This is a genomic window from Streptomyces piniterrae (assembly GCF_005048155.1).
GTDB lineage: Bacteria > Actinomycetota > Actinomycetes > Streptomycetales > Streptomycetaceae > Streptomyces > Streptomyces piniterrae.
In genome coordinates this window covers 75,503-99,755 of record NZ_SUMB01000016.1, presented here as the reverse complement: position 1 = coordinate 99,755, position 24,253 = coordinate 75,503, and the positions used below count along the sequence as shown (strand labels likewise).

The 24,253-nt window shown below is 69.5% G+C and carries 18 protein-coding genes and 1 tRNA gene; 8 read left to right on the top strand and 11 right to left on the bottom strand.

Translation table 11 applies throughout. From position 1 onward, the window contains the following. Nucleotides 1-245: 245 nt before the first annotated feature. A complete protein-coding gene (locus tag FCH28_RS34500; protein WP_136744192.1) occupies nucleotides 246-1,637 on the top strand; it encodes an NAD(P)/FAD-dependent oxidoreductase in 1,392 nt (463 codons plus the stop codon). Between the two features lie 199 nt (nucleotides 1,638-1,836). Next, on the top strand, nucleotides 1,837-3,156 hold the full coding sequence (locus FCH28_RS34495; protein ID WP_136744190.1) for an SAM-dependent methyltransferase: 1,320 nt from the start codon (nucleotides 1,837-1,839) through the stop codon (nucleotides 3,154-3,156). Nucleotides 3,157-3,317: 161 nt separating this feature from the next. On the opposite strand, the gene FCH28_RS34490 is transcribed toward FCH28_RS34495, so the two are convergent. Then, nucleotides 3,318-5,852, bottom strand: a complete 2,535-nt coding sequence (locus tag FCH28_RS34490; RefSeq protein WP_136744188.1) for an ABC transporter permease — start codon at nucleotides 5,850-5,852, stop codon at nucleotides 3,318-3,320. 51 nt (nucleotides 5,853-5,903) lie between these two features. Further along, entirely contained in the window at nucleotides 5,904-6,716 is an 813-nt protein-coding gene (locus FCH28_RS34485; RefSeq protein ID WP_136744186.1) for an ABC transporter ATP-binding protein, read from the bottom strand. Nucleotides 6,717-7,205: 489 nt separating this feature from the next. On the opposite strand from FCH28_RS34485, the gene FCH28_RS34480 reads away from it, so the two are divergent. Then, nucleotides 7,206-7,287 (top strand) — tRNA-Leu (locus FCH28_RS34480). A 103-nt stretch (nucleotides 7,288-7,390) separates the two neighbouring features. On the opposite strand, the gene FCH28_RS34475 is transcribed toward FCH28_RS34480, so the two are convergent. Next, entirely contained in the window at nucleotides 7,391-8,560 is a 1,170-nt protein-coding gene (locus FCH28_RS34475) for a glycosyltransferase (RefSeq protein WP_136744184.1), read from the bottom strand. Then, nucleotides 8,560-11,409, bottom strand: coding sequence for a bifunctional glycosyltransferase/CDP-glycerol:glycerophosphate glycerophosphotransferase (locus tag FCH28_RS34470; protein ID WP_136744317.1), 2,850 nt, complete (start codon nucleotides 11,407-11,409; stop codon nucleotides 8,560-8,562). The genes FCH28_RS34475 and FCH28_RS34470 overlap by 1 nt, the downstream gene beginning before the upstream one ends. Nucleotides 11,410-11,899: 490 nt before the next feature. Here FCH28_RS34470 and FCH28_RS34465 point away from each other — a divergent pair, with 490 nt between their 5' ends. Beyond that, nucleotides 11,900-12,784: a Bax inhibitor-1/YccA family protein gene (locus tag FCH28_RS34465; RefSeq protein WP_136744183.1), complete on the top strand. Its 885-nt coding sequence runs from the start codon at nucleotides 11,900-11,902 to the stop codon at nucleotides 12,782-12,784. Nucleotides 12,785-12,872: 88 nt separating this feature from the next. Here the strand turns inward: FCH28_RS34465 and FCH28_RS34460 are convergent, their stop codons facing one another. Further along, complete coding sequence (locus FCH28_RS34460) at nucleotides 12,873-13,100, bottom strand: DUF4287 domain-containing protein (RefSeq protein WP_136744315.1); 228 nt, start codon at nucleotides 13,098-13,100, stop codon at nucleotides 12,873-12,875. A gap of 98 nt (nucleotides 13,101-13,198) precedes the next feature. Here FCH28_RS34460 and FCH28_RS34455 point away from each other — a divergent pair, with 98 nt between their 5' ends. Beyond that, nucleotides 13,199-13,543 (top strand): hypothetical protein, encoded by a 345-nt coding sequence (locus FCH28_RS34455; RefSeq protein WP_136744182.1) that lies wholly within the window; start codon nucleotides 13,199-13,201, stop codon nucleotides 13,541-13,543. A 57-nt stretch (nucleotides 13,544-13,600) separates the two neighbouring features. Here the strand turns inward: FCH28_RS34455 and FCH28_RS34450 are convergent, their stop codons facing one another. From FCH28_RS34450 to FCH28_RS34440, 3 genes are all read right to left on the bottom strand, one after another. After that, on the bottom strand, nucleotides 13,601-14,566 hold the full coding sequence (locus FCH28_RS34450) for a hypothetical protein (RefSeq protein ID WP_136744181.1): 966 nt from the start codon (nucleotides 14,564-14,566) through the stop codon (nucleotides 13,601-13,603). Nucleotides 14,567-14,962: 396 nt separating this feature from the next. Beyond that, a complete protein-coding gene (locus tag FCH28_RS34445; RefSeq protein ID WP_136744179.1) occupies nucleotides 14,963-16,183 on the bottom strand; it encodes an acetyl-CoA C-acetyltransferase in 1,221 nt (406 codons plus the stop codon). Between the two features lie 199 nt (nucleotides 16,184-16,382). Further along, nucleotides 16,383-17,417, bottom strand: a complete 1,035-nt coding sequence (locus FCH28_RS34440) for an SGNH/GDSL hydrolase family protein (RefSeq protein ID WP_136744313.1) — start codon at nucleotides 17,415-17,417, stop codon at nucleotides 16,383-16,385. Nucleotides 17,418-17,630: 213 nt separating this feature from the next. On the opposite strand from FCH28_RS34440, the gene FCH28_RS34435 reads away from it, so the two are divergent. Continuing rightward, entirely contained in the window at nucleotides 17,631-19,019 is a 1,389-nt protein-coding gene (locus FCH28_RS34435) for a cystathionine beta-synthase (protein WP_136744177.1), read from the top strand. Nucleotides 19,020-19,356: 337 nt separating this feature from the next. Here the strand turns inward: FCH28_RS34435 and FCH28_RS34430 are convergent, their stop codons facing one another. The 3 genes from FCH28_RS34430 to FCH28_RS34420 form a co-directional block, all read right to left on the bottom strand. Continuing rightward, the gene (locus FCH28_RS34430; protein WP_136744175.1) at nucleotides 19,357-19,791 is read right to left on the bottom strand and encodes a hypothetical protein; all 435 of its coding nucleotides are present in this window, start codon (nucleotides 19,789-19,791) and stop codon (nucleotides 19,357-19,359) included. A 41-nt stretch (nucleotides 19,792-19,832) separates the two neighbouring features. Further along, complete coding sequence (locus tag FCH28_RS34425) at nucleotides 19,833-21,245, bottom strand: purine-cytosine permease family protein (protein ID WP_136744173.1); 1,413 nt, start codon at nucleotides 21,243-21,245, stop codon at nucleotides 19,833-19,835. Nucleotides 21,246-21,468: 223 nt separating this feature from the next. Further along, nucleotides 21,469-22,203 carry a helix-turn-helix domain-containing protein gene (locus FCH28_RS34420; RefSeq protein WP_222852476.1) on the bottom strand — a complete coding sequence of 245 codons (735 nt, stop codon included), beginning with the start codon at nucleotides 22,201-22,203 and terminating at the stop codon, nucleotides 21,469-21,471. 389 nt (nucleotides 22,204-22,592) lie between these two features. Here FCH28_RS34420 and FCH28_RS34415 point away from each other — a divergent pair, with 389 nt between their 5' ends. Together FCH28_RS34415 and FCH28_RS34410 are read left to right on the top strand one after the other, a co-directional pair. Beyond that, entirely contained in the window at nucleotides 22,593-22,778 is a 186-nt protein-coding gene (locus FCH28_RS34415; RefSeq protein WP_136744171.1) for a hypothetical protein, read from the top strand. A 264-nt stretch (nucleotides 22,779-23,042) separates the two neighbouring features. Continuing rightward, on the top strand, nucleotides 23,043-24,068 hold the full coding sequence (locus FCH28_RS34410; RefSeq protein WP_281289779.1) for a sigma-70 family RNA polymerase sigma factor: 1,026 nt from the start codon (nucleotides 23,043-23,045) through the stop codon (nucleotides 24,066-24,068). Nucleotides 24,069-24,253: the final 185 nt, after the last annotated feature.

Sequence of the window (24,253 nt, the reverse complement as noted above, 5' to 3'; positions counted from 1 at the left end):
TCCCTTCGACCCGGGGAATGGACGGTTCCGGCGGCGTCGGCGGCGCACTCGTTCAGGGTGTGGTTCAGCCGTCCGGCAGCGGACAACCCCTGATCAACGGGGGTTCCAACGCCTCGCGTTACACCGTGGTTCCCGTTCCGCGCTATGGCGTCGGTCACGAAGCCGGCGGAGTGTAGCAGACGCCCCCCGGGTGCTTGTGAAGGGGCTCACGAGCGACCCCCCACATGGGGGTGGATACTCGTTTCATGAGCACCACGGAGCGTCCCAGGATCCTCGTCGTAGGCGGTGGGTACGTAGGCCTGTACGCGGCACGCCGCATCCTCAAGAAGATGCGGTACGGCGAAGCGACCGTCACGGTCGTCGACCCGCGCTCGTACATGACGTACCAGCCCTTCCTCCCTGAAGCTGCGGCCGGCAGCATCTCTCCCCGCCACGTCGTGGTTCCGCTACGACGCGTGCTCCCCAAGGCGGAGGTTCTCACCGGCCGGGTGACCACCATCAATCAGGACCGCAAGGTCGCCACGATCGCCCCGCTGGTCGGCGAGGCGTACGAGCTGCCCTTCGACTACCTGGTCATCGCGATGGGCGCGGTCTCCCGCACCTTCCCGATTCCCGGCCTGGCCGAGAACGGCATCGGCATGAAGGGCGTGGAAGAGGCCATCGGCCTGCGCAACCACGTCCTGGAGCAGCTGGACAAGGCCGACTCCACGACCGACGAGGATGTCCGCCGCAAGGCGCTGACCTTCGTCTTCGTCGGCGGTGGCTTCGCGGGCGCGGAGACCATCGGCGAGGTCGAGGACATGGCCCGGGACGCCGCGAAGTACTACAACAACGTCAAGCGCGAGGACATGCGCTTCCTGCTGGTCGACGTTGCCGACAAGATCCTTCCCGAGGTCGGCCCGAAGCTCGGCGCCTACGGCAAGGAGCACCTCGAAGGCCGCGGCGTCGAGGTCTACCTCAAGACCGGTATGGACTCCTGCGTGGACGGCCACGTCGTCCTGAACAACGGGCTCGAGGTCGACTCCAACACCATCGTGTGGACCGCGGGCGTCAAGCCGAACCCGGCGCTGTCCCGCTTCGGTCTGCCGCTCGGCCCCCGTGGCCACGTCGACACCGGCACCACCCTCCAGGTGCAGGGCACCGACTACATCTGGGCCGCCGGCGACAACGCCCAGGTCCCGGACCTGGTCGGCCGCAAGAACGGCAACGAGAACGCCTGGTGCCCGCCGAACGCGCAGCACGCGCTGCGGCAGGCCAAGATCCTCGGCGACAACGTGGTCTCCGGCATGCGGGGCTTCCCGCAGAAGGAGTACAGCCACGCCAACAAGGGTGCGGTCGCCGGTCTGGGCCTGCACAAGGGCGTCGCGATGATCGTCATGGGCAAGATGAAGATCAAGCTCAAGGGCCGTCTCGCCTGGTACATGCACCGCGCGTACCACGGCATGGCGATGCCGACGTTCAACCGCAAGATCCGGGTCTTCGCCGACTGGACCCTGGCCATGTTCCTCAAGCGCGAGGTCGTCTCGCTCGGCGCCATGGAGAACCCCCGCGAGGAGTTCTACGAGGCGGCCAAGCCGGCCCCCGCCCCGGCGGCCCCGGCCGGAGCCGGCGACAAGCCGAAGGCCAAGGCTTCCTGAAACCCCGGTCGGGTACTCCGACCAGCCCGAAGGGCGTCCGCCATCCGTGGGGCGGGCGCCCTTCGGCGTGTCCGCTCTGGCGGGCAACCGGCTTTTTGCGGTTCCCTTGCTGACGAACGGGACTAAATCGGCGCCCAATTGGCGTTTACGTGGTCGGTGAAACTTCTTTGCCCGACTCGTCAACACGGAGGTGTGCGACATGGCCGACGCCGCTGGACGGCTCACCAAGCTCGCCGAAGAGGTTCTGGGAGCCCCGCTCCCGGTCCGTATCCGCGCCTGGGACCGCAGCGAGTCAGGCCCTCCCGGGGCACCCACGCTGGTGATCCGCCATCGCCGGGCGCTCCGCCGCCTGCTGTTCAAGCCGGGCGAACTGGGCCTGGCCCGCGCCTGGGTGGCCGGCGAGATCGATATCGAAGGCGACCTCTACGAAGCCCTCGACCTGCTCGCCGGACTGATCTGGGAGCGGGGCACCGCCCCCGCCAAACCACGGCGCGCCGCCGCCCTGCGCGCCCTGGCCCGCCCGGAGGTGCTCTCCGCGGCCCGCGAGATGCTGGCCCTGGCCGGCGCCCCGATGCCGCCCACACCGCCCGCGGAAGAGGCCAGATTCCGTCGCGGCCCGCTGCACACGCTGCGCCGCGACAAGGAAGCCATCAGCCACCACTACGACGTCGGCAACGACTTCTACGCGCTGGTGCTCGGGCCGTCGATGGTCTACTCGTGCGCCTATTGGGGGACCGCCGGAGACTCCGCCGCCTCCCTGGAGGACGCCCAGCGCGACAAGCTCGATCTGATCTGCCGCAAGCTCGGCCTCCAGGAGGGCCAGCGGCTGCTGGACGTCGGCTGCGGCTGGGGCTCGATGGTGCTGCACGCCGCCCGCGAATACGGCGTACGGGCGGTCGGCATCACGCTCTCCGAGGAGCAGGCCGCCTATGCCCGCAAGCGGATCGCGGACGCCGGGCTCGCCGACCGGATCGAGATCCGGGTGCAGGACTACCGCGAGATCAAGGACGAGCCGTTCGACGCGATCTCCTCGATCGGTATGGCCGAGCACGTCGGCCGGGCCCTGTACGCCGAGTACGCGCGCGCCCTCCACGCCCTGCTCAAGCCCGGCGGGCGGCTGCTCAACCACCAGATCGCCCGCCGTCCGCTGGACGACGAGGAGGCGTACCAGGTCGATCAGTTCATCGACCGCTACGTCTTCCCTGACGGGGAGCTGGCGCCGGTCGGGCGGACGGTCGGCCAGCTGGAGGAGGCCGGGTTCGAGGTGCGGGATGTGGAGGCGATCCGGGAGCACTACGCGCTGACGCTGCGGGCGTGGGTCGCGAATCTGGAGCGGCACTGGGATGAGGCGGCGCGTCTGACGTCCGCCGGCCGGGCGCGCGTCTGGCGGTTGTACATGGCCGCCTCCGCGCTGTCGTTCGAGCGGAACCGGATAGGAGTCAACCAGGTGCTGGCCGTTCGTACGCCCGAGTCCGGCGCTTCCGGACTGTCGTTGCGGGCGCGCGCCTGGTCGGGCTGAGGCCCGACCCGCGCGGCCGGGGCCCCGGACCACGACACGTGCGTGGTCCGGGGCCCCGGGCCCTCGGGCCTGCCCTATGCCCTATGGGTCAGGGTCGGACAGGCCCTGTGGCGGCTCCGATGGTCAGGGCCGGACAGGCCAGGCCCTGCGGCGGCCGTCCGCTACTCCGCCTTGATCGACTCCAGCATGTTCAGCCTGGCCGCCCGCCGCGCCGGCCACAGCGCCGCCAGCACCCCGACGAGCGCGGCCATGGCGAGGAAGATGCCTATCCGGCCCCACGGCAGCACCAGCTCGTAGGTCGCCAGCGAGCCGCCGATCAGCTCGCCGGCCGCCCAGCCGAAGAACACCCCCAGGCCGATCCCGAGCACCCCGCCGAACAGTGAGATCACCAGCGACTCCAGGCGGACCATCCGCTTGATGCCGCGCCGGTCCAGGCCGATGGCGCGCAGCATGCCGATCTCCTGCGAGCGCTCGAAGACCGACATCGCCAGGGTGTTGATGACGCCGAGCACCGCGACGATCACGGCCATGGCCAGCAGGCCGTAGAGCATGTTCAGCATCAGGCTGAATATCTGGGCGATGCCGTCGGAGACGTCCTTCTTGTCCTGGACGGAGATCGCGGGGTTCTCGCCCAGCGCCTTGACCAGCGAGTCCTTGCTCGCCTCGGAGGCGCCGCCGGCCATCTTGACCATCACCTGCATATCGGTGACGTGCTTCTGGTGCGGGGCCAGGGTGGCGTTGTCGAGGATGATGCCCTTGATCATCTCGTTGCCCTGGTAGACGCCCGAGACGGTCAGCGCGCCCTTCTTGCCGTCCTCGAAGGTCACCGGGAAACGGGAGCCGGGCTTCCAGCCGTTCGCCTTGGCGGTCGCGTCGTCCACGACGGCCCGCTCGCCGCCGAGCTCACCGAGGGAGCCCTCGGTGAAGTCGAGCCGGGTGAGCTTGCCGAAGTCCTTGCCGTTGACGCCGGTCAGATACTCGGCGCCGCCGGCTATCCGGGACGGGGAGTTGCGCAGCGGGCTGGCCGCGGTGACCTCGTCCAGGCCGTCGAGCTTCTTCGCGACGTCGGGGGAGAGCGGTGTCCGGCTGGCCATGGAGACGACGTAGTCGGCCTTCAGCGATGCGGTGGCCATCTTGTCGATGCTCTGCTGCACGCTGCCCGCGATCACCGTGAGACCGGTGATCAGGGTGAGCCCGACCATCAGCGCGGAGGCCGTGGCGGCGGTACGGCGCGGGTTGCGGACGGCGTTCTGCCGGGCGAGCTTGCCGGAGATACCGAACGTGCGCAGCACGGGCGCGGCGAGGGCGATCAGCGGGCGGGACAGCAGCGGCGTCAGGATGAACACGCCGATCAGCAGCACCGCCGCGCCCGCGGCCATCATGGCCCTGCCGTCCTCCATGCCGGTGGCGACCAGGACGCCGGCGGCGCCCGCGCCCGCGAAGAGCGCGCCGATGGTGTTGCGGACCACCAGCGACTTGGTGGTGGCGGTGGCGTGCACGCTGTTCATCGCGGCGACCGGCGGGATCTTCGCGGCGCGCCGGCCCGGCAGCCAGGCGGCCAGGACCGTCACCACGATGCCGACGAGCAGCGAGGTCAGGATCGCGGCCGGCGAGACGACCAGCGGGCCGTCGGGCACCTTCGCACCGGTGCCGCTCATCAGCGCGCGCAGCCCGGCACCGATGCCGATACCGGCCGCCAGGCCCGCGGCGGCGGCGACCGCGCCGACGACGAACGCCTCGATCAGCACCGAGCGGGTGACCTGGCGGCGGCTGGCGCCGACCGCCCGCATCAGCGCCAGCTCCTTGGTGCGCTGGGCGACCAGCATGGTGAAGGTGTTGGCGATGATGAAGACGCCGACGAAGAGAGCGATACCGGCGAAGACCAGCAGGACGGTCTTCATGTCGTCCATGCTCTTGGCGATCATGTCGGCCTGGTCGTCGGCGAGCTGCTTGCCGGTGGTGGTCTCCGCGCTGTCCTTGGGCAGCACCTTGTCGAGCGCCGCCTTCAGGGCGCCCTGCGACGTGCCCGGTGCGGCCTTGACGTCGATCCCGCTGAATTCACCGGGTGCGGCGAACAGCTTCTGGGCGGTCGGGGTGTCGAACAGCGCGAGGCTGCCGCCGGCCGCGACGGTGCCGTCATCGGTGGTGAAGATGCCGGTCAGCTTCTGCTCGCGGACCGGTCCGTCGACGGATATCCGGACGGTGTCGCCGACCTTGTAGCCCGCGCGGTCCGCGGTGTGCGCGTCCAGCGCGAACTGGTCGGCGGCCTTGGGGGCGACGCCGTCCCGCATCGGGTAGCGGGCGTCCTTGCCGTCCTTGGCGGGGAAGAGGTTGGCGCCGCGGGTGCTGAAGCCGTCGCCGATCAGCTTGCCGTGCTTGTCGGCGATGGCGGTGAAGCCGGAGACGGTGCCGGTGGCGGAGGCGGCGCCGGGCACCCTGGCGGCCGCGTCGAGCAGCTTCTGGTCGAGCCTGGGGGCCGCGCCGGGCGCACCGCTCGGGCTGTCGGAGGACTTCGGCTGGATGGCCACATCGACGTTGTCGAAGCCCTTTTGGGAGCTGTTCTGGTAGGCGTCGGAGATGGTCGAGGTGAAGACCAGGGTGCCGGAGACGAAGGCCACGCCGAGCATGACGGCGAGCACGGTCATCAGCAGCCGGGCCTTGTGCGCGAGCACATTGCGCAAGGCGGTACGGAACATGAGTGGGTCAGTCCTGGAGGAGAGGTCCGGAGGGGGAGTGGCTGCTGAAGGTCAGCTGGTACGGCCCTTGGCGTCGAAGCCGGGGGTCCGGGGGGAACCCCCGGAGAAACGCAGCATCCGCTCGAGGACCATGTCGGCGGTCGGGTCGGGCATGTCGTCGACTATCCGGCCGTCGGCGAGGAAGATCACCCGGTCCGCGTACGAGGCCGCCACCGGGTCGTGGGTCACCATCACCACGGTCTGGCCCAGCTCGCGCACGGAGTTGCGCAGGAAGCCGAGGACCTCGGCGCCGGAGCGCGAGTCGAGGTTGCCGGTGGGCTCGTCGGCGAAGATGATCTCGGGCCGGGAGGCGAGCGCGCGGGCGACCGCCACTCGCTGCTGCTGACCGCCGGAGAGCTGGCTGGGGCGGTGCTTGAGCCGGCCGGACAGGCCGACGGTCTCCACGACGCGGTCCAGCCAGGCGGGGTCCGGCTTACGTCCCGCGATGTCCATCGGGAGGGTGATGTTCTCCAGGGCGTTCAGGGTGGGCAGCAGGTTGAACGCCTGGAAGATGAAGCCGATCTTGTCGCGCCGCAGCTGGGTGAGCTTCTTGTCCTTGAGCCCGGTCAGCTCGACGTCACCGATCCTGGCCGAACCGCCGGAGATCGCGTCCAGCCCCGCCATGCAGTGCATCAGCGTCGACTTGCCGGACCCGGAGGGGCCCATGATCGCGGTGAACTGGGCCTGCCGGAAGTCGACGGAGACCGCGTCCAGGGCGACCACCTGGGTCTCGCCCTGTCCGTAGACCTTGGTGAGATCCGTGGCGCGGGCGGCCACCGCGGTGGCGCGGGTGGCGGTGGAGACGCCGGAGTGGGTGGTGGTCACGGGGAGGAGCTCCTGTCGGGACGAGGGACCGTCTGGTCCGCGGTGGCCGTTCGGCCGCGTGCTGAGGACGGCTTCCATCGTCAGCCAGGAGAAGGGGCCGGGACGTCAACCCCTGTGCCCGTCCTCGGACCGACCCTGGGGCGTATCCGCGTCCCCTCCGTCATCCCTGGGGAGGAGACGGCCCCCTGAGAGCCACCCCGCACCGGACGGCGCGTCAGGCGGGCGTCAGGCGTTCCGGCGGTCGTACGGCGCGGGAGTGACAGGGCCCCTCGACGGGGCATCGAGTTTCCGTCAATTCGGGCACGAATTTCGTCATGGCGCTCGACCGCAAAGCTGGCCTTCAGGCATGTGCCGAAGGCCTGTACCGGGCACTGATGCACCCTCAGTTGCCAATAAAATAAGACAACCTCGGGATGAGCGGCCGATCTACCTGGTGCGCTGCGGGCTACGCTCGTGCTGCCCTCTTTGAGGCGGCATGGGGGATCCCAGGCCCGGATGGTGGAATGCAGACACGGCGAGCTTAAACCTCGCTGGCCTACGGGCCGTGCCGGTTCAAGTCCGGCTCCGGGCACTGCCGGTGCGCGGCCGTCTCAGAAGGTCGCTACCTGAATTTTCAACGAGTAGGGGCCGCCGGTGAATGCCGGCGGCCCCTACTCGTTATGCCCGTTGTCGGGTCACCGCTCCACGAGGGCGAACAGGTCCTCCCAGCGGCCGACAATCTCCTCGGTGGAGAACCGCTGGATGTTCTCCCGCGCGGCCTCACCCATCGTGTCCCGAAGCTCCTTGTCGGAGATCAGGGTCTCGAGATGCCGGGCGAATTCGGTGATATTGCCCGGGGGAGCGAGGAATCCGTCCACCCCGTCCGTGATGATCTCGCGGACACCCGGCGCCACGTCGAAGGCCACACAGGGAACGGCGGTCGCCATCGCCTCCATAGGGGCCAGCGGGAAGCCCTCGCCGCGCGAACTCAGGGCGAATACCGAGCCCTCCCGCAGCGCCCCGGGGACGTCGCCGGTCCGCCCCATCCACTCGACACTGGCGGCCACCCCCAGCTCCGCGGCCTGCTTGCGCAGCGCCTCCGCCTCCTCGCCGGAGCCGTAGATCCGCAGCGTCCAGTCCGGATGCCGCGGCGCGACCTGCGCCCACGCCTCCAGGAGCAGGTCCACGCCCTTCTCCTCGTGCAACCGGCCGATGCTGACCACGCACTTGCGGGACCGGTCGGACGGTACGTCGGGGAAGAACGGCAGCGGGTTCGGCATGAATCCGACGTTGTCGAGCCGCTGGCGGATCCAGTGGTCGGCGTCCTCGCGGGTGAGCGTCAACATCCGGTCGGTGTCCGCGTAAAACCGCTTGACCCGCTGGAAGCGGGACGACTTGCGGCAGGTCGCGAACGACTCATGGCTCATTCCGATGACCTGCAGACCCGCGGTGTGGGCGAGCGCGACCCACTCCATCGCCCACACCTGGGTGACGATCACGATCCCGCCGGGCCTGGCCGCCCGGAACAGGGCGCTCATCTTGGCCGCCTGCTCCCGCATCCCGGCCTCTCGGGCGGTGCGGCGACGCTGCTCGACGAGGTTGAGCCTGTCCTTGAGCCCGCGAACCGGACGGACGCTCGGCGGGTGCTCGTCGTAGAGCGTGGTGGTCTTGTACGGCAGGTCGTCGGCCAGCTCGTGCACCCGGCCCTGGGGCGGCGGCACCACGCCGACGACGTGCACCCGGTGGCCCCGCTCGCTGAAGAGACGGGCCATCTGGTGCGACCAACTGGTAATGCCTCCCAGCTCGTTGACGCTGTTGGAGACGAAGAAGATGTCCCGCGGCTGGGCGGCGTTCGGCTTGCTCATCAACGGCTCCACTGCGCGAAGAACTGATCGACGATGCTCTGTGCGGCGTCGCCCCGGTCGTATTCTCCGAACTTGGCGACGAATTCCCGGCGGGCCGCCGCGTATTCCAGGGCCTGCGTCTCGAACGATTTGATCGTCTCGTGGAAATCGTCCTCGGTGTGGACCACCGGACCGGGTGCGTGCTCCAGCAGATCGAAGTACGTACCGCGGCCCTCGTGGACGTATTCGTCGTAGTCGTAGGTGAAGAACACCAACGGCCGGTCGAGCAGGGCGTAGTCGAACATCACCGACGAGTAGTCCGTGATCAGCCCGTCGGCCAGTTCCAGGATCGGCGTGATGTCATGCCGCGCGGAGACGTCGACGACCTTGCCCTGAACCGTCGGCGGCAGCACCACATGATTGAGGTAGTGCGACCGCACGAGGAGGACGTAGCGGTCGCCGAACTGCTCGGCGAAACGCTCCACGTCGAAAGGCAGCTCGAAGCGGCCGTGCCGGCCGCCCACCTTGCGGAACGTCGGCGCGTACAGCAGCACGGTCTTGTCGTCGGGAATTCCCAACTCGGCGGCGAGCGGCCCGCGTTCCCGGTGGCCGAGCTCCGCCTCCCGCTGCCGGGACCTGACCAGAGCGTCATTGCGCGGATAACCCGCCCGCAGCAGGGTCTTCTCCTTGAGCCGGAAGGCCTTCGCCAAGGTGCGCACATCGTGCTCGGACCGGACCAGGAAACGGTCGAAGCGGTCCAGCGAACGCTGCTGTTCCGACTGTTCCTGCCGGGTGGTGGCCTTCAGCGCCGGCTGGTCGAAGCCCATCTTCTTCAGCGCCGAACCGTGCCACGTCTGGATGTAGGTGGTCTCCGGACGCTTGGTCAGCTTGAGCGGATAACTCTGGTTGTCCACCCAGAACTCGGCCTGCGCCAGCGCCTTGAGATACGCCAGCGACCACCGCCGCACGAGGGTGACGTCCTGCGGAAAGTCCTTCGGCGACCCGCTGTACGCCCAGATCGCCTCGAAGTCCAGGCCCTGCCGGCGCATCTCCTCGTAGATGGCACGCGGGCTGTCGCTGAACTGCTTGCCGAGGTGGCTTTCGAAGACGACGGTGCGCTTCTTGATGGGCAGCCGGCTGAACACCTCGTGATACACGCGGAGTTTGTTGTCACCCGACACCAGGCTCTTGCGCAGCGTCTTCGCCTTGCGGTAGCCCGCCTTGGCGAGTGTGCCCGGCTTTCCCTGCACACCGCGCGCGATCAGTTCCTGGACGCGCTCGCCGCTGCGGCTCTCGCTCACCAGCCGGAACGCGAGATGGCCCCGGACGGAGATATGCGGCTCGATGTGGTCGGCGACCATCCGCGTCAGCCGCGGCCGGACCGGCAGCGGCCCACCGGCCAGCTCGGTGTCGGCGACCGTGAGCCGGGTCGTGGTGCGCACCCCGTCGACGTCCAGGGACAGCCGGACGTCCCAGATGGTGTCGACGATGCCCAGGGGACGCAGCCGCGCGGTGATGTCCGCCGTGGTCTCCCAGTAAAGGGTGTCGCCTTCGTGGCGCAGCACCCGCACCGGGAAGGTGAAGGACTGCAGGCTGCGCCGGCGGGCGCTGAACTCCAGCTCGCCGGTCAGCTTCGCGCCCGGGGGGATGACCCCGAGCGGATTGGTGATCCGGCCGGCCAGCGACGCCGTACGGCCGGCCTCGGAGAACCGGGTGAGCTGGTTGCGCAGGAACAGCTTGTTGACCGGCTTCTCGTGGTAGCCGATGTCGGTGACGTCGAGGACGGCGCGCCCGAACGTGTCGTCGAAATGCCCGTCGCACCAGTAGATCCGGCCGTCGTGCTCGGCGAGCGGCGACGAGACCTTGTCGCGGTTGGTGAGCGTGTCCACCGCGGGAATCAGATTCTCCCAGTCACCCTGTTGCAGCAGATACGCACAGATGGCCTGAATGGGCTGGACGCGCTCATACGCCTCGGGGGAGATACTCGCGAGATATTCACGGGAGAGTTCGGCGAATTCCCGGCGGTACGACTCACTGCGGAACGGCAGGTCCCGCAGATGCAGCACCAGGTCGTGCTTGAGGAATTTTACGTCCTTGGCGAGCTTCATCTCGGTGAGCCCGCGCTCCTCCAGCAGCGCGTCGATACGCTGGTGGATCTCCAGCCGGTGCGCGTAGTTGGTCATCTCGTGCCGCCGGTTCGTCACCGACTTCACGGTCGCCTTCTCGTACACGTGCCAGAAGTAGACCTGATTGGGGATCAGGGTGATGCGCTTCGCCGCGAGATAGGCATCGGCAATAAACATCAGGTCCTCGTAGAACATCCCCTTGGGAAAGAGGAGATTGTTCTCGACGAGGAAATCACGGCGGTAGCACTTGTTGGTGGAAAGGGTGTCCCACACAAACAGGTCGGGCAATTCCGTGACGGACTCCAGCGTGCGGGTCGTGGAATAGAGCCACGCGTACCACTCGTCACGCTTCTGGTTCCGGGTGTCCTTGTGCAGCCGCACGCACAGACCGGAAACAATGTCGGAGCCGGTCTCCTCGGCGGCCTCCAGCATATTGCGGCAGGCGTTGTGCTCCAGGACGTCATCGCTGTCCAGGAACATGACGTACTTCCCCGCCGTGTGCTGGATGCCGACGTTACGGGGCTCACCCCCCGCGCCGCTGTTCTCCGGCAACTGGAAGGCTCTTACCCGCCCTGGATGGACGGCGGCGAGATGCTGCGCCACTTCGAAGGACCGGTCGGTGCTGCAATCGTCGACGATCACCACCTCGACGTCCCGGAGCGTTTGATCCAGTACGGACTGGACAGCGGTCGGCAACCGGTCGGCGTCGTTGTAGACAATGACGACTACTGAGACGTCAGGCACAGGCACCTCAACCCTCTTATCGCTGCTGTTTCCGGCCAGAATAGACCCATCTGCACCCCCGGTTGTCAGCCGTCCGTGCCCTCACCTTTACGGGCGGTGACCGGCATATGCGGTGCGAAGAGATGCCCCGCTGGTCGAGTCATGACGGCGTGTCATCCGTGCGGCATCGAAACGCCGTCGACCCGGATCCGGCATGGCAGGGCATGTTCCGGCTACCAGACAAGACGGAGGCCGACGCGATTCGGTTGCCTGCCGGCCTCCTGCGATCAGACCTTTATCGGATTCCATAGGCGGAATTAACGGTTCAGGCACCCCGCCCGGGTACCGCACCACGCTCGGGCACCTCTGGACGCCCCCGAACGTCCTCCAGGTAGCGCAAGCACCGTCCGTCGTTCCGGGGGAAGATCCTGCTCAAGAACTAGGGACGTGTCTTTGCCAAGCCATTACGCTTATGCGTCAAGGCCGCGCTGGGCGGCCATGGAGGAGTGAGATGAGGAGCAGTAACCCGGTCTTCTCGCGTCGGCAGTTCAGCCGCGGCACCGGCTACGCGGGCTTCAACGCAGCGCCGCAGGCCGGGGGACCCGCCGCGAACCCCTACGCCGGAGCCAACCCGTACGCGCAGGGCGGCAACCCCTACGCGCCGCAGGACGCCAACCCGTACGCCCAGGGCCAGCAGGGCCTGACCCAGGCACCGCCGCAGCACACGCCGCAGACCCGCCCGATGACGATGGATGACGTGCTCATCCGCACGGGCCTCACGCTCGGCACCGTGATCGTCGGCGCCACCGTCGCCTGGGTCATGAACCTGAGCATGGGACTGGCCATCGGCGCCGCGCTCATCGCGATGGTGCTCGGCCTGGTCCAGAGCTTCAAGCGCAAGCCGTCGCCCGCGCTGATCCTGGCCTACGCCGCCTTCGAGGGCCTCTTCCTCGGTGCGCTGAGCAACGCCGTCAACCAGTGGGTCAAGCCCGGTGCGCCGATGCAGGCGGTGCTCGGCACGATGGCGGTCTTCGTCGTCATGCTCATCGCGTACAAGACCCGCATCGTGCGGGTCAACGCCCGCTTCACCCGCTTCGTGATCATCGCCGCGATGGGCTTCGTGGCGCTGCAGATGGTCAACCTGCTCTTCATGGTCTTCGGCGGCGGTGACGGCCTCGGCTTCCGCAGCGGCGGCCTGGGCATCGTCTTCGGCATCGCCGGCGTGCTGCTCGGCGCGCTGTTCCTGGCCCTGGACTTCAAGCAGGTCGAGGACGGCATCGCGTACGGCGCTCCGCGCGAGGAGTCCTGGCTGGCGGCCTTCGGCCTCACCATGACCCTGGTGTGGATCTACCTGGAGATGCTGCGGCTGGTGCAGCTGCTGTCCGGCAACGACTAGTGACGTTGCCGTAGCCGGCGCATGAAAGGGCCCGTGGGAGATGTCTCCCACGGGCCCTTCGGCGTTCCGGTGTTCCGGCACCGCGCGGCTACAGCTTCCGGGCGGCGCGCCTGAGGTCGTATTCATGGACAATCGCCTTGGCGTGTCCGTAGGCGAGATCATGTTCGCCACGGAGCCAGCTGACCTTTTCGTCAAAACGGAAGAGGGAAGGTCCTTCGTCAACGGTGCGGAGCCAGTCGGAGATTTCCCGGCCTGTGCAGTGCGGGATGCGGGAGAGCATGTTCCGGTGGGTCTCTTCAGAAAAGAGCTGAGACATCGGCGCCTCCGGACGCGGTCGATGCTGGTTCTTCAGCACACCGTGCCTGAGGCTTCGGCCGTTGGCAACCACCCGGGAGTGGCGCTTAGGCTCATGACGTGCTTGACGTGACCCCTTTGCAGACCGCCGTGGACGCCCTCGCGGACCGCCTCCGCTCGCTGCCGCAGAGCACCCTGGCCCGCGGTGCCGCGGCCGAAGGGCTCGCGCTGGCCCGCGAGTTGGCGCTGCGAGCGCAGCGGATCGAGCGGCCCGGCCGGCAGCCGTACGAGCTGCCGGACGCGGGGATGTTCGCGGCCGGCGACCAGCTCGCGGTGGCCGGCCACGATCTTGTCGAGGCGCTCCGGAATGTGGCGATTGCGCCCACGGATGACGTGAAAGTGGCCCCCGCCGAAGAACTGGCGGAGGCCGTGGGGTTGGTCCGGGCGGCGGCGGGGCGCTGCTGAGCCTGTCCGGGGATCCGGGGGTTCGGGGCCGGGAAGGCCCTGGCCCGCCACCCGGCGTCAGAGCGAGGCGATCACGCGGTCGGCCAGGATGTAGACGCTCTCCTGGTGGCGGTCACCCCAGGCGAACGTCAGGGCGTAAGCGCCGGAGATGCCGGAGCCGCCCAGCAGCACCGGGGTCTGGCCCGCGTGCAGCGCGTCGGCGACGCTCTCCGAGGTCTCGCGGTGCCCCGGGGTCAGACAGAGCGTGGTGCCGTCGGTGAAGACATAGACGTCCAGGGTCCCCAGCGGGCCGGGACGTACGTCCGCGAGCGGGATGCCCTGCTCGGCCAGTTCCTCCAGGCGCGCGACGGTGCGCTCGTGGTCGCCGATGACCGGGGTGGGGGAGAAGTCCGGGTGCGAGGGGTGGCGCCGGCGGGCGGCGGCCAGCTCGGCCGACTCGGTCTCCTCGACGGGCTCCAGCTCCGGCGCGTCCAGCGCCTCGAACGCCTCCACGGACTCCAGCGTGTCCATCGGCTCCAGCGCGTCCGGGCCCAGCAGCGGCTCCAGGCCGGCCAGATCCGCCTGGCGGGGCACGAACGGCTGGCTGTCGAACCTGTCCAGGTCGCGCCGCTCGGGCAGTTCGCGCTGGTCGGCACGGGCGTCCAGCGGGCTCTCCTCGCCGAGGCCGGCCAGCCCGCCCAGCAGGGACGGGGCGTCGGCGGCGTCCCTGGCCTCCTGAGCGGCCCAGAACGCACGGGCCTCGGCCAGCTCCCGCTCGCGCTCCTCGGCCAGCGCGTCCGCGACGGCGGCACGTATGTCCGCGAGCGGGGTCTCGGCGGCCGGAGTGGTACGGGCCGCCGGGATGGCCGCGGTCGTCGTGTCCGCCGCGCCGGTCTCCGCCGCGGCGGCCGTACGGGCGGCGACGAGCTCGGCGTGCAGCTCGGCGATCTGGCGGCGCAGACCCCGCGCGGTGTGCAGCGCCGCGGCGCCCAGCGCCACGGCCACAGTCGCGGCGGCCGGCAGGACCAGGTTCGTGATGCTCATGCCGAATCCTCGCTTCGCTCGCTCATGCCGAATCCTCGCTTCGCTCGGCCTCGCCCTGGCGAGGCACGCACCTCTCGATGATTCGCTCGCTCATCGGCGCGCTTCCGATAACGGAATGTCCTCCGACTTCCTACAACAGCCTGCCGGTCGTCGGCGACCGTTCGCAGTGCGCTATGTCACGGAATGCACCGGGCGTTGGGCCCGACGCAGCCCGATACGACCCGGTGAACCCCCGCTGACCTGCAAAAACACGTCTCCCCCAGGGCGTTGGTCACAATCCTGGGGGAGATTGGGTCGCGATCTTGTCACCAGGTGGTGCAGGTCACGACGCCGTCGCTGTGCGTGTCCGGGCGGTACCGAAGGGTGTGCCCGGAACCGGAGTTGATCGTCCGTACGTCAGCTCAGCCGCTCGATCACCATCGCCATGCCCTGGCCGCCGCCCACGCACATCGTCTCCAGGCCGAACTGCTTGTCGTGCCACTGGAGGGAGTTGATGAGGGTGCCGGTGATGCGGGCGCCCGTCATGCCGAAGGGGTGGCCGACGGCGATGGCGCCACCGTTGACGTTCACCTTGTCGAGGTCGATGCCCAGGTCCCGGTAGGACGGGATGACCTGCGCGGCGAACGCCTCGTTGATCTCGACCAGGTCGATGTCGCCGACGGTCAGACCGGCGCGGCGGAGCGCCTGCTTGGACGCCTCGACCGGGCCCAGGCCCATGATCTCGGGGGACAGACCGGAGACGCCGGTGGAGACGATCCGGGCCAGCGGGGTCAGGCCCAGCTCGCGCGCCTTGGTGTCGGACATGATCACCAGGGCCGCGGCGCCGTCGTTCAGCGGGCAGCAGTTGCCGGCGGTGACCAGGCCGTCGGGGCGGAAGACCGGCTTGAGGCCGGAGACGCCCTCCAGGTTCACGCCCGCGCGCGGGCCGTCGTCCTTGGAGACGACCGTGCCGTCGGGGAGGGTGACCGGGGTGATCTCCCGCTCCCAGAAGCCGTCCTTGATGGCCTTCTCGGCGAGGTTCTGGGACCGTACGCCGAACTCGTCCAGCTCCTGGCGGGTGATGCCCTTGAGCCGCGCGAGGTTCTCCGCGGTCTGGCCCATCGCGATGTACGCGTCCGGGACCAGGCCGTCCTCGCGCGGGTCGTGCCAGGTCGAGCCGGTGGTCTGGGCGACGGCCTCGGTACGGGCCTCGGCGTCGGCGAAGAACGGGTTGTGGGTGTCCGGCAGGCTGTCGGAGTTCCCCTTCGCGAAGCGGGACACCGTCTCGACACCGGCCGAGATGAAGACGTCGCCCTCGCCCGCCTTGATGGCGTGCAGCGCCATCCGGGAGGTCTGCAGGGACGAGGAGCAGTAGCGGGTGACCGTGCAGCCGGGGAGGTGGTCCATCCCCATCTGTACGGCCACGATGCGGCCCAGGTTGTTGCCCTGCTCGCCGCCGGGCAGACCACAGCCGAGCATCAGGTCGTCGATGTCCCTGGGGTCCAGCTCGGGGACCTTGGCGAGGGCGGTCTCGATGATCTTCGCGGTCAGGTCGTCGGGGCGCAGATCCTTGAGCGAGCCCTTGAAGGCGCGGCCGATCGGGGAGCGGGCGGCTGAGACGATCACGGCTTCGGGCATCACACGACTCCAAGAGGCGAGGGGCAGGGACTGTGAGGGAAGTTACCTGCACGTAGTGCTGAGGTCACGGGATGGGTGCTGTGATGCGGGCCTCTTTTCTAAGCGGCCGCTTATGTCAGGCGCCTCCGTCGCGGCGGATCTCCGCGCCGGGCCGCCATCCAGTGAACGCTCGGCAGGGCGCCGCCATGCCCGACTCCGCTCACCAGGTGCCCGGCGGCGCCTCCGTCGTCGCCTCGGCCGCCGCCTCCACCTCCGGCTCCGGTTCGGGCTCCGGCAGCTGGCGGCGCCTGCGGTGCTTCAGCAGCGCCCAGGGGGCGCGGCGGGAGGCGGTGACCTCCGTACCGCCCTCGGACGCTGCCTGCGCCGCTGCCTGCTCGACCGGCAGGATGCCCTCGCGGCGGGCGGCCTCCGGCCGCTCCTCCTCCGGCCACAGCCCGAGCGAGGCGCACAGCGTCGGCAGCACGGCCATCGCGGCGGTCGCATAGCCCTCCGCCGACGGGTGGTAGTTGTCCGGGCCGAACAGCTCCCGCGGCCGCGCCTCGAACTCGGGGCCCAGCAGGTCGCCGAGCGAGACCGTACGGCCGCCGCTCTCGATCACCCCGATCGTCTGCGCGGCCGCGAGCTGGCGGGAGAGGCGGCGCGCCACCCAGCGCAGCGGCTGGTAGACCGGCTCGATGGTGCCCAGGTCGGGACAGGTCCCGACGACGACCTCGCAGCCCACGTCGGACAGTCGGCGGACCGCGTCGGACAGATGGCGGACGGACTCCGCCGGCGCCATACGGTGGGTGACATCGTTCGCGCCGATCATGATGACGCACACATCCGGGGTCTCGCCGGCCCCCAGCATCAGATCCACCTGGCGCGCCAGGTCGTCGGACTGGGCGCCGGGCAGCGCCACGTTCCGGAAGTCGACGGGCAGTTCGGCGAGCGCGGCCAGCCCGGAGGCGAGCAGCGCGCCCGGGGTCTGGCCGGCGCGGTGGACGCCCTGCCCGGCGGCGGTGGAGTCGCCCAGAAAACCGAGTCGCAACGGGGGACGGTCCGTGCGGTGGCCGAAGGCGGCGCCGTAGCGGCCGTCGGCGCACGGCGGGATGTCGCTGGAGCCGCCGACCGTACGGCGGGCCAGCCGGACCTCGGTCAGCAGCACGCCGACGGTGGCGACGCCGAGCAGCCCGATCCCGCCGCCACCGAACGCCGCGGCGGTCGCGATCCGTCGTGCCACTCTCGCCCTGGACATCGTCATCGTCGTCGTCATCGGCCGGGCACCTCCCCGTGCAGCGCGTGCGTGCCGCGGCCCGAGGGCCGGACGCGCTCCTGAACGTCAACAAACTCCTACAACGGTTTGTGCCCCATCGCGCACGGAACGCAACGCAGGGGGCCGCCGACGGAGACGGGCAATAGGCTGACAGCACCGGCGCAGGACAGCGTGCCCCAGACCGCGGAGACCACCGTGCAGTTTTACGATTCGATGATTGAGCTAGTCGGCAACACCCCGCTCGTGCGGCTCAACAACGTCACTCGAGGGATCCAGGCCACCGTCCTGGTGAAGGTCGAGTACTTCAACCCGGGCGGCTCGGTCAAGGACCGGATCGCGGTGCGGATGATCGAGGCCGCCGAGGAATCGGGCGAGTTGCAGCCGGGCGGCACCATCGTCGAGCCGACGTCCGGGAACACCGGCGTGGGGCTGGCGATCGTGGCCCAGCAAAAGGGTTACAAGTGCATCTTCGTCTGCCCCGACAAGGTGTCGACGGACAAGATCAATGTGCTGCGGGCCTACGGGGCCGAGGTGGTGGTCTGCCCCACCGCCGTGGACCCCGAGCACCCGGACTCGTACTACAACGTCTCGGACCGCCTGGTGCGCGAGACGCCCGGGGCGTGGAAGCCGGACCAGTACAGCAACCCGAACAACCCGCGCTCGCATTACGAGACGACCGGTCCCGAGCTGTGGGCGCAGACCGACGGGCGGATCACCCACTTCGTGGCGGGTGTCGGCACCGGCGGCACGATCAGCGGGACCGGCCGCTATCTGAAGGACGCCAGCGAGGGCCGGGTCAAGGTGATCGGCGCCGACCCGGAGGGCTCGGTCTACAGCGGCGGCTCCGGGCGCCCCTATCTGATCGAGGGCGTCGGCGAGGACTTCTGGCCCACGGCGTACGACCGGACGGTCGCGGACGAGATCGTCGCGGTCTCGGACAAGGACGCCTTCCAGATGACCCGGCGGCTCGCCAAGGAGGAGGGCCTGCTGGTCGGCGGCTCCTGCGGGATGGCGGTGGTGGCCGGTCTGGAGGTCGCCGAGCGGCTCGGCCCGGACGACGTCGTGGTGATCCTGCTGCCGGACAGCGGCCGCGGCTATCTCTCCAAGATCTTCAACGACGAGTGGATGGCGGACTACGGCTTCCTGGAGGAGAGCGGCACCGCGGCGCGGGTCGGCGAGGTCCTCCAGCACAAGGAGGGCGCGCTGCCCTCGCTGGTGCACATGCACCCGGAGGAGACCGTCGGCGAGGCGATCGACGTACTGCGCGAGTACGGCGTCTCGCAGATGCCGATCGTCAAGCCGGGCGCCGGGCACCCCGACGTCATGGCCGCCGAGGTCATCGGCTCGGTGGTCGAGCGCGAACTGCTCGACGCCCTCTTCACCCAGCGGGCGTCGCTCAGCGACCCGCTGGAGAAGCACATGTGCCCGCCGCTGCCGCAGGTCGGCTCGGGCGAGCCGGTCGGCGACCTGATGGCGGTCCTGGAGAACGCCGATGCGGCGATCGTCCTCGTCGAGGGCAAGCCGAAGGGCGTGGTGAGCCGTCAGGACCTGCTGGCCTACCTGGCCCGCGGGGTCGCCAAGTAGCCCCCCGGCACCCGGTCTTTGCGGCCGGCGGCCCGTTCCCTCCCGGTCACGGCGTCAAGTGGCCGTCAGGGAACGGGCCGTCGCCGCAAGGTGTACGTATGCGTCACGTGCCGGCAGCACGGGCTTAACACTCGTACGGCACATTGAGACCTACGGCGATAAGGACCTCCGGAGCGGCTCCCGGACCTCCACCATCGCCCACGGATGCGACGACCGGCCCTGACCCGGGATCGCGTCCCTTGCGGGGACCGCCGTCGTCCCGCCCCCGGCTGCGGCCGGGGTGCGGCGGTCCCCGCACAACTCTTTTCCGGGCCCGGCGCCGGCCCCAGGACCGGGGTCAGCCCCACTCTTGGTCGCGGCGCGCCGCGCGGGCGGCCATCAGACGGGAAAACCCGGAGCTGTGCACGGCGTTGACGCCGACGATGCCGGCCCAGGAGACCAGCAGTCCGGTCAGCCCGGCATGCGCCGCGGCGATCACGGAGAGCGGTACGGCCAGCACCAGCGAGACCGTGGCGAAACCGAACCGCGCGGCGAACCCGTCGCCGCCGAGCCCGCCCCCGGTTCCGCTCCCGCCGCGGTGCTGCGGATGCGTGCCGCGCGCCACCTGTATCTGCTGCTCGGCCAACTGCCGCCGCACCCGCCGGTCGACGTCCCTGTCCAGCTTGTCGAGGAACGCTTCCACCAGCTCCGACTCGTACTCCGACCCCAGCTCCTTGCGCGTCTGGAGGGTGGCGTCGAGTTCTTTCCGCAGGTCAGGGTCGTAAGTCGCCATACTCCCGAGAGTACGGACGGACGGGCGGCGGCGCGGTAGGGCTAGCCCCCCAGTCCGGCTGTGGTTTGTGCCCCCTCCGGCACGTCCGGGCCCGGGACCCGGGCCGTGTCGCGGCGGCCGACGACCCAGTAGAGGACCGCGGGCACGGCGAGCCCGACCAGCCAGGAGATGTCGGCGCCGCCGAGGGGTGCCACCAGCGGCCCGGTGTAGAAGTGCGTGGCGAGGAAGGGGAGTTGGGCGAGGATGCCGAGGGCGTACACGGTCAGCGCGCGGGCGTTCCAGGCGCCGTAGCGGCCGGCGGGGTCGCCGAGCGCCGGGATGTCGTAGCGCTCCTTGGAGATCAGGTAGTAGTCGACCAGGTTGATGGCCGACCACGGCGTGAAGAAGGCGAGCAGGAAGAGCAGGAACTCCTTGAACGAGGCGAGGAAGGAGTCCTTGCCGAGGAGGGCCACGGCGGTGCCGGCGACCATGATCCCGGCGATGTAGGCGGCGCGGCCGCGCGGGGACAGGGTCCGCTGTCCGCGAAATCCGCTGACACTCGTCACCAACGACATGAAGCCGCCGTAGGTGTTGAGGATGTTGATAGTGAGCTTGCCGAGGGCGATGACGAAGTAGAGGAACGACGCGATCAGTCCGGCGCCGCCGAGGCCGACGACGTAGCCGACCTCGTGGCCCACGAACGCGGCCGGGGCCGCCGCGGCCGCCAGTGCGCCGAACGTCATCGACCACTGGGACCCGAGCACCGAGCCGGACAGCGTCCACCAGAACGTGGCGCGCGCCGAGGTGTGGCGCGGAAGGTAGCGCGAGTAGTCGGCGACGTACGGGCCGAACGCCAGCTGCCAGGAGGCCGCCAGCGAGACGGCGAGCAGAAAGACCGGCAGGCCGAAGCGGTGGTCGTGCAACAGCGTGCCGAGGTCGACGCGCTGGAGGAGCCGGATGCCGAGGTAGCCGAAGGCGAGCGCGCAGACCAGGCCGGCGATCCGGCCGAGCGCGTGGATGAGGCGGTAGCCGACGGCCGCGGCGACGGCGGTGACGGCGGCGAAGAGGACGATGCCGGGGGTCGCGCCGAGACGCGTCAGCTCGCCGACCGCCTGACCGGCGAGCACACTGCCGCTGGCGAAGAACCCGATGTACATCACGATGACGAGTACGAGCGGCACCACCGCGCCCCGTACGCCGAACTGGGCCCGTGAGGTGATCATCTGGGGCAGCCCGAGGCGGGGGCCCTGCGCGGAGTGCAGCGCCATCACCGCACCGCCCAGGAGGTTGCCGAGCAGCAGTCCGATCAGCGACCAGAAGGCGTTCGCCCCGAAGACGACGGCCAGGGCGCCGGTGATGACGGCGGTGATCTGGAGGTTGGCGCCCAGCCAGAGCGTGAACTGGCTGAAGGCGCTGCCGTGCCGTTCGTCGTCCGGGACGACGTCGATCGAGCGCTGTTCCACCACACCTGCCATGAATGCCGCCTTGCGTCGCCGACTGTATGAGTTCATGCAGGATCGATGCGCGTGAATTGAAGGTCAATAGGCGGGCATGAACTGCCGGTTACCGCGACCGCCACCGCGGGCACCGAGCCGTGCCGGCGGTCGCCAGGTGCTCGCCGTCGTCGCGTTTCCGTCGCGCACTTCCGCCGTGGAAAATTTCCGACCCGGCGGACTTTTTGCCAGGTGAAATGGCGTGTCAGACCGGCCGGGCGTTTTCCCAGAGCGCGGTGACATGCGAAGCGAACCGGTCATACAATCCGTCGTCGCCGAGCCGGCGGAGATGAAACATGGGGGACTCGTCGCCGAGCAGGCTGGCGATATGCGGTGTCACCAGCATCTGGTCGTCGAACATGAAAACGCTCAGCGCGATATGAGCGTCGCTGAATCGCGCCTCGATACGCGGCGTGTCCTCGATCTTTGACAAAGCGTCAAGGGTGATACGGATGCGGGTGCTGAGGGTGAGCGGGACGTCTTCCACCTCTTCCCGCCGCGCCGTGACCGCCGATCCCGGATCGCCCACCAGAAACCGCACGCGCGCCCCGGCATCGGCCTTGGCCTTGAGCCGTGCACCCAGCCGGGGGTGGTTCTGCCACAGGAAGTAATTCGTATAGCCGGCGAAGACCAGGCGCTGACCGGCGCTGTCAATGAGGCTGGCCCACAGGGAGGTCGGGGCGGCGCTGCGATAGGGATAGGCCGCGACGATCTCACGGTCGTGCCCTGTTCTGACGGCGGATCGCACCGCCTTTGGCCACAGAGTCACTGCGTCCACTCCTAGCGCGCGGGCCGTATCCTCCTGCGCCGCCGGATGAGGGGTGCGCAGTGGATTACCCAGCCACCGTTCCACGGTCTTTACCGATACCCCGACCATACGTGCTAGCTGTCCGGGCTTCACGCCCGCATCGGCCATAGCGTCTCTGAGTGCCGTATTCAAGAGTCCTCCCTGGGACGTTTGGGCCGCTTTGAACGGTAGGGCCAACTCGTCTCATCGGACACCGAGATGGGAGTAAATCCGCCCTCTTCAGCGACCGATATTCAGGACATGGACAGCAACTCGGTGAATGCGGACCGCCCTTTACTCTGGGACAGCCGACCGGGGACGGTCGGGGAGATCGTCCGGGAAGGCGGCGACCTCGACCTCGACCCCTATCCACCGCCGGACCGCTGGCACGAACCGCCGCTGCGACCGTCCGCTTCCGGCGCCGTGGTCTTCATCCCCGCGGGCAGGACGGTACCGCCGTGCCGCACCGCGTGCGGGGTGTGCCGGGCAGCGGGGAGGCAGCGATGATGCGGGTCTTCCGGCAGTGCGCGTGGCATGGCGGAATGGCGGAAGAGCCGGTGCACATCCGCACCATGGTGGGCTTCCGCGGGATCGCGCGCGCCATGTACGCCTGCTCGCGGTGCGTCGACGACTACCAGCTCAAGGAGGCAGGGGCTGAGGAACGGATTCTGCTGCTGAGAACCCCGGCCTGGGCCACCGGCTCGTACAGCGGCGAAGCCCTCGAATAGGCGACATAGATCGTGTAGGCCGTGTAGGCGGTGGAGGCCGTAGAAGCCGAATGCGCCGCGCACGGCGAGTAGGGGAAGGGTGGGGGCGACACGGGGGCGCCCCAGGGGGTACGTCCTGCGGCCACCTCCTGCCGGCCGCGGCTCCGTCCTGCGAGCCCCGGCCCGGAGGAGCAGACTGGTGCCCGGCGCTCCGGTAGCGTCTGCGCGCGTACGCCGGTGGTCGGCAGATGGCGGATGGGCGGGTCCACGATGAAGCGGTCCTCGGTGAGTCTCGACGCAGCGGTCCCCGGCGAGGCGGCCGGAGTCACGGCGGCGGAAGGCCGACAAGGCCCGCCGCAGGGGGAGTTGGCGGACCGGCTCGAAGCGCGTCGTACGGAGCTGACCGGCTACTGCTACCGCATGCTCGGGTCCGCCTTCGAGGCCGAGGACGCGGTGCAGGAGACGATGGTGCGCGCCTGGCGCAGCTACGACCGTTTCGAGGGCCGGGCGTCGCTGCGGTCCTGGCTGTACCGGATCGCGACGAATGTCTGCCTGGACCTGCTCAAAGGGAGCCAGCGTCGGGCGCGGCCGATGGATCTCTCGTCCCCGTCGAGCGTCGAGACGCCGGTGGGGACGGGGCTGCCCGAGGCGACCTGGATCGGTCCGGTGCCGGACGGGCGGGTGCTGACCGCCGTCGCGGACCCGGCGGAGACCGCCGTCGCACGGGAGTCGATCCGCCTCGCGTTCATCGCCGCACTGCAACGGCTGGCGCCCCGGCAGCGGGCCGTGCTGATCCTGCGGGAGGTGCTCAGCTGGTCGGCGAGCGAGGTCGCGGAACTGCTCGGGACGTCGGTCGCCGCCGTCAACAGCGCACTCCAGCGGGCCCGCGCCACGCTCGCGGTGAGCTACGACGCGGGCCCCGCCGAGCCGGCACAGGAAGCGCTGGACGATGAGCAGAAGGCACTGCTCAAGCGGTATGTCGACGCGTTCGAGCGGTTCGACATGGACGCGCTGACGGCCCTGCTGCACGAGGATTCGACGCTGTCGATGCCGCCGTACGAGCTGTGGCTGCGGGGGCCCGAGGACATCGTGAAGTGGATGCTCGGACCGGGCATCGGCTGCCGCGGATCGCACCTGGTGCCGGTGGTCGCGAACGGACGCCCGGCGTTCGGGCAGTACCGCGCGGACGGCGAGCCCTGGGCGATCCAGGTGATCGAAATGGCGGGCGGACGGATCACCGGGCTCAACCAGTTCCTGGACACGGAGCGGCTGTTTCCGCTGTTCGGACTGGAGCCGCGGTACGAGGGCTGACGGCCGGGCCACCCGTTCCGGGCGCCGGTTGGCGTTCGCCGCCCCGTCGTTCGAGACCCGGTGCGGATGCGGGCGCGGGTGCGGATGCGTAGGCGTAGGCGTAGGCAGGACCGGCGCGGGCCAGGGATTCCGTACAGTCGGTCGACACAGCAGCAGTCGGCGGTGACGCGTCGATACGGCGGCAG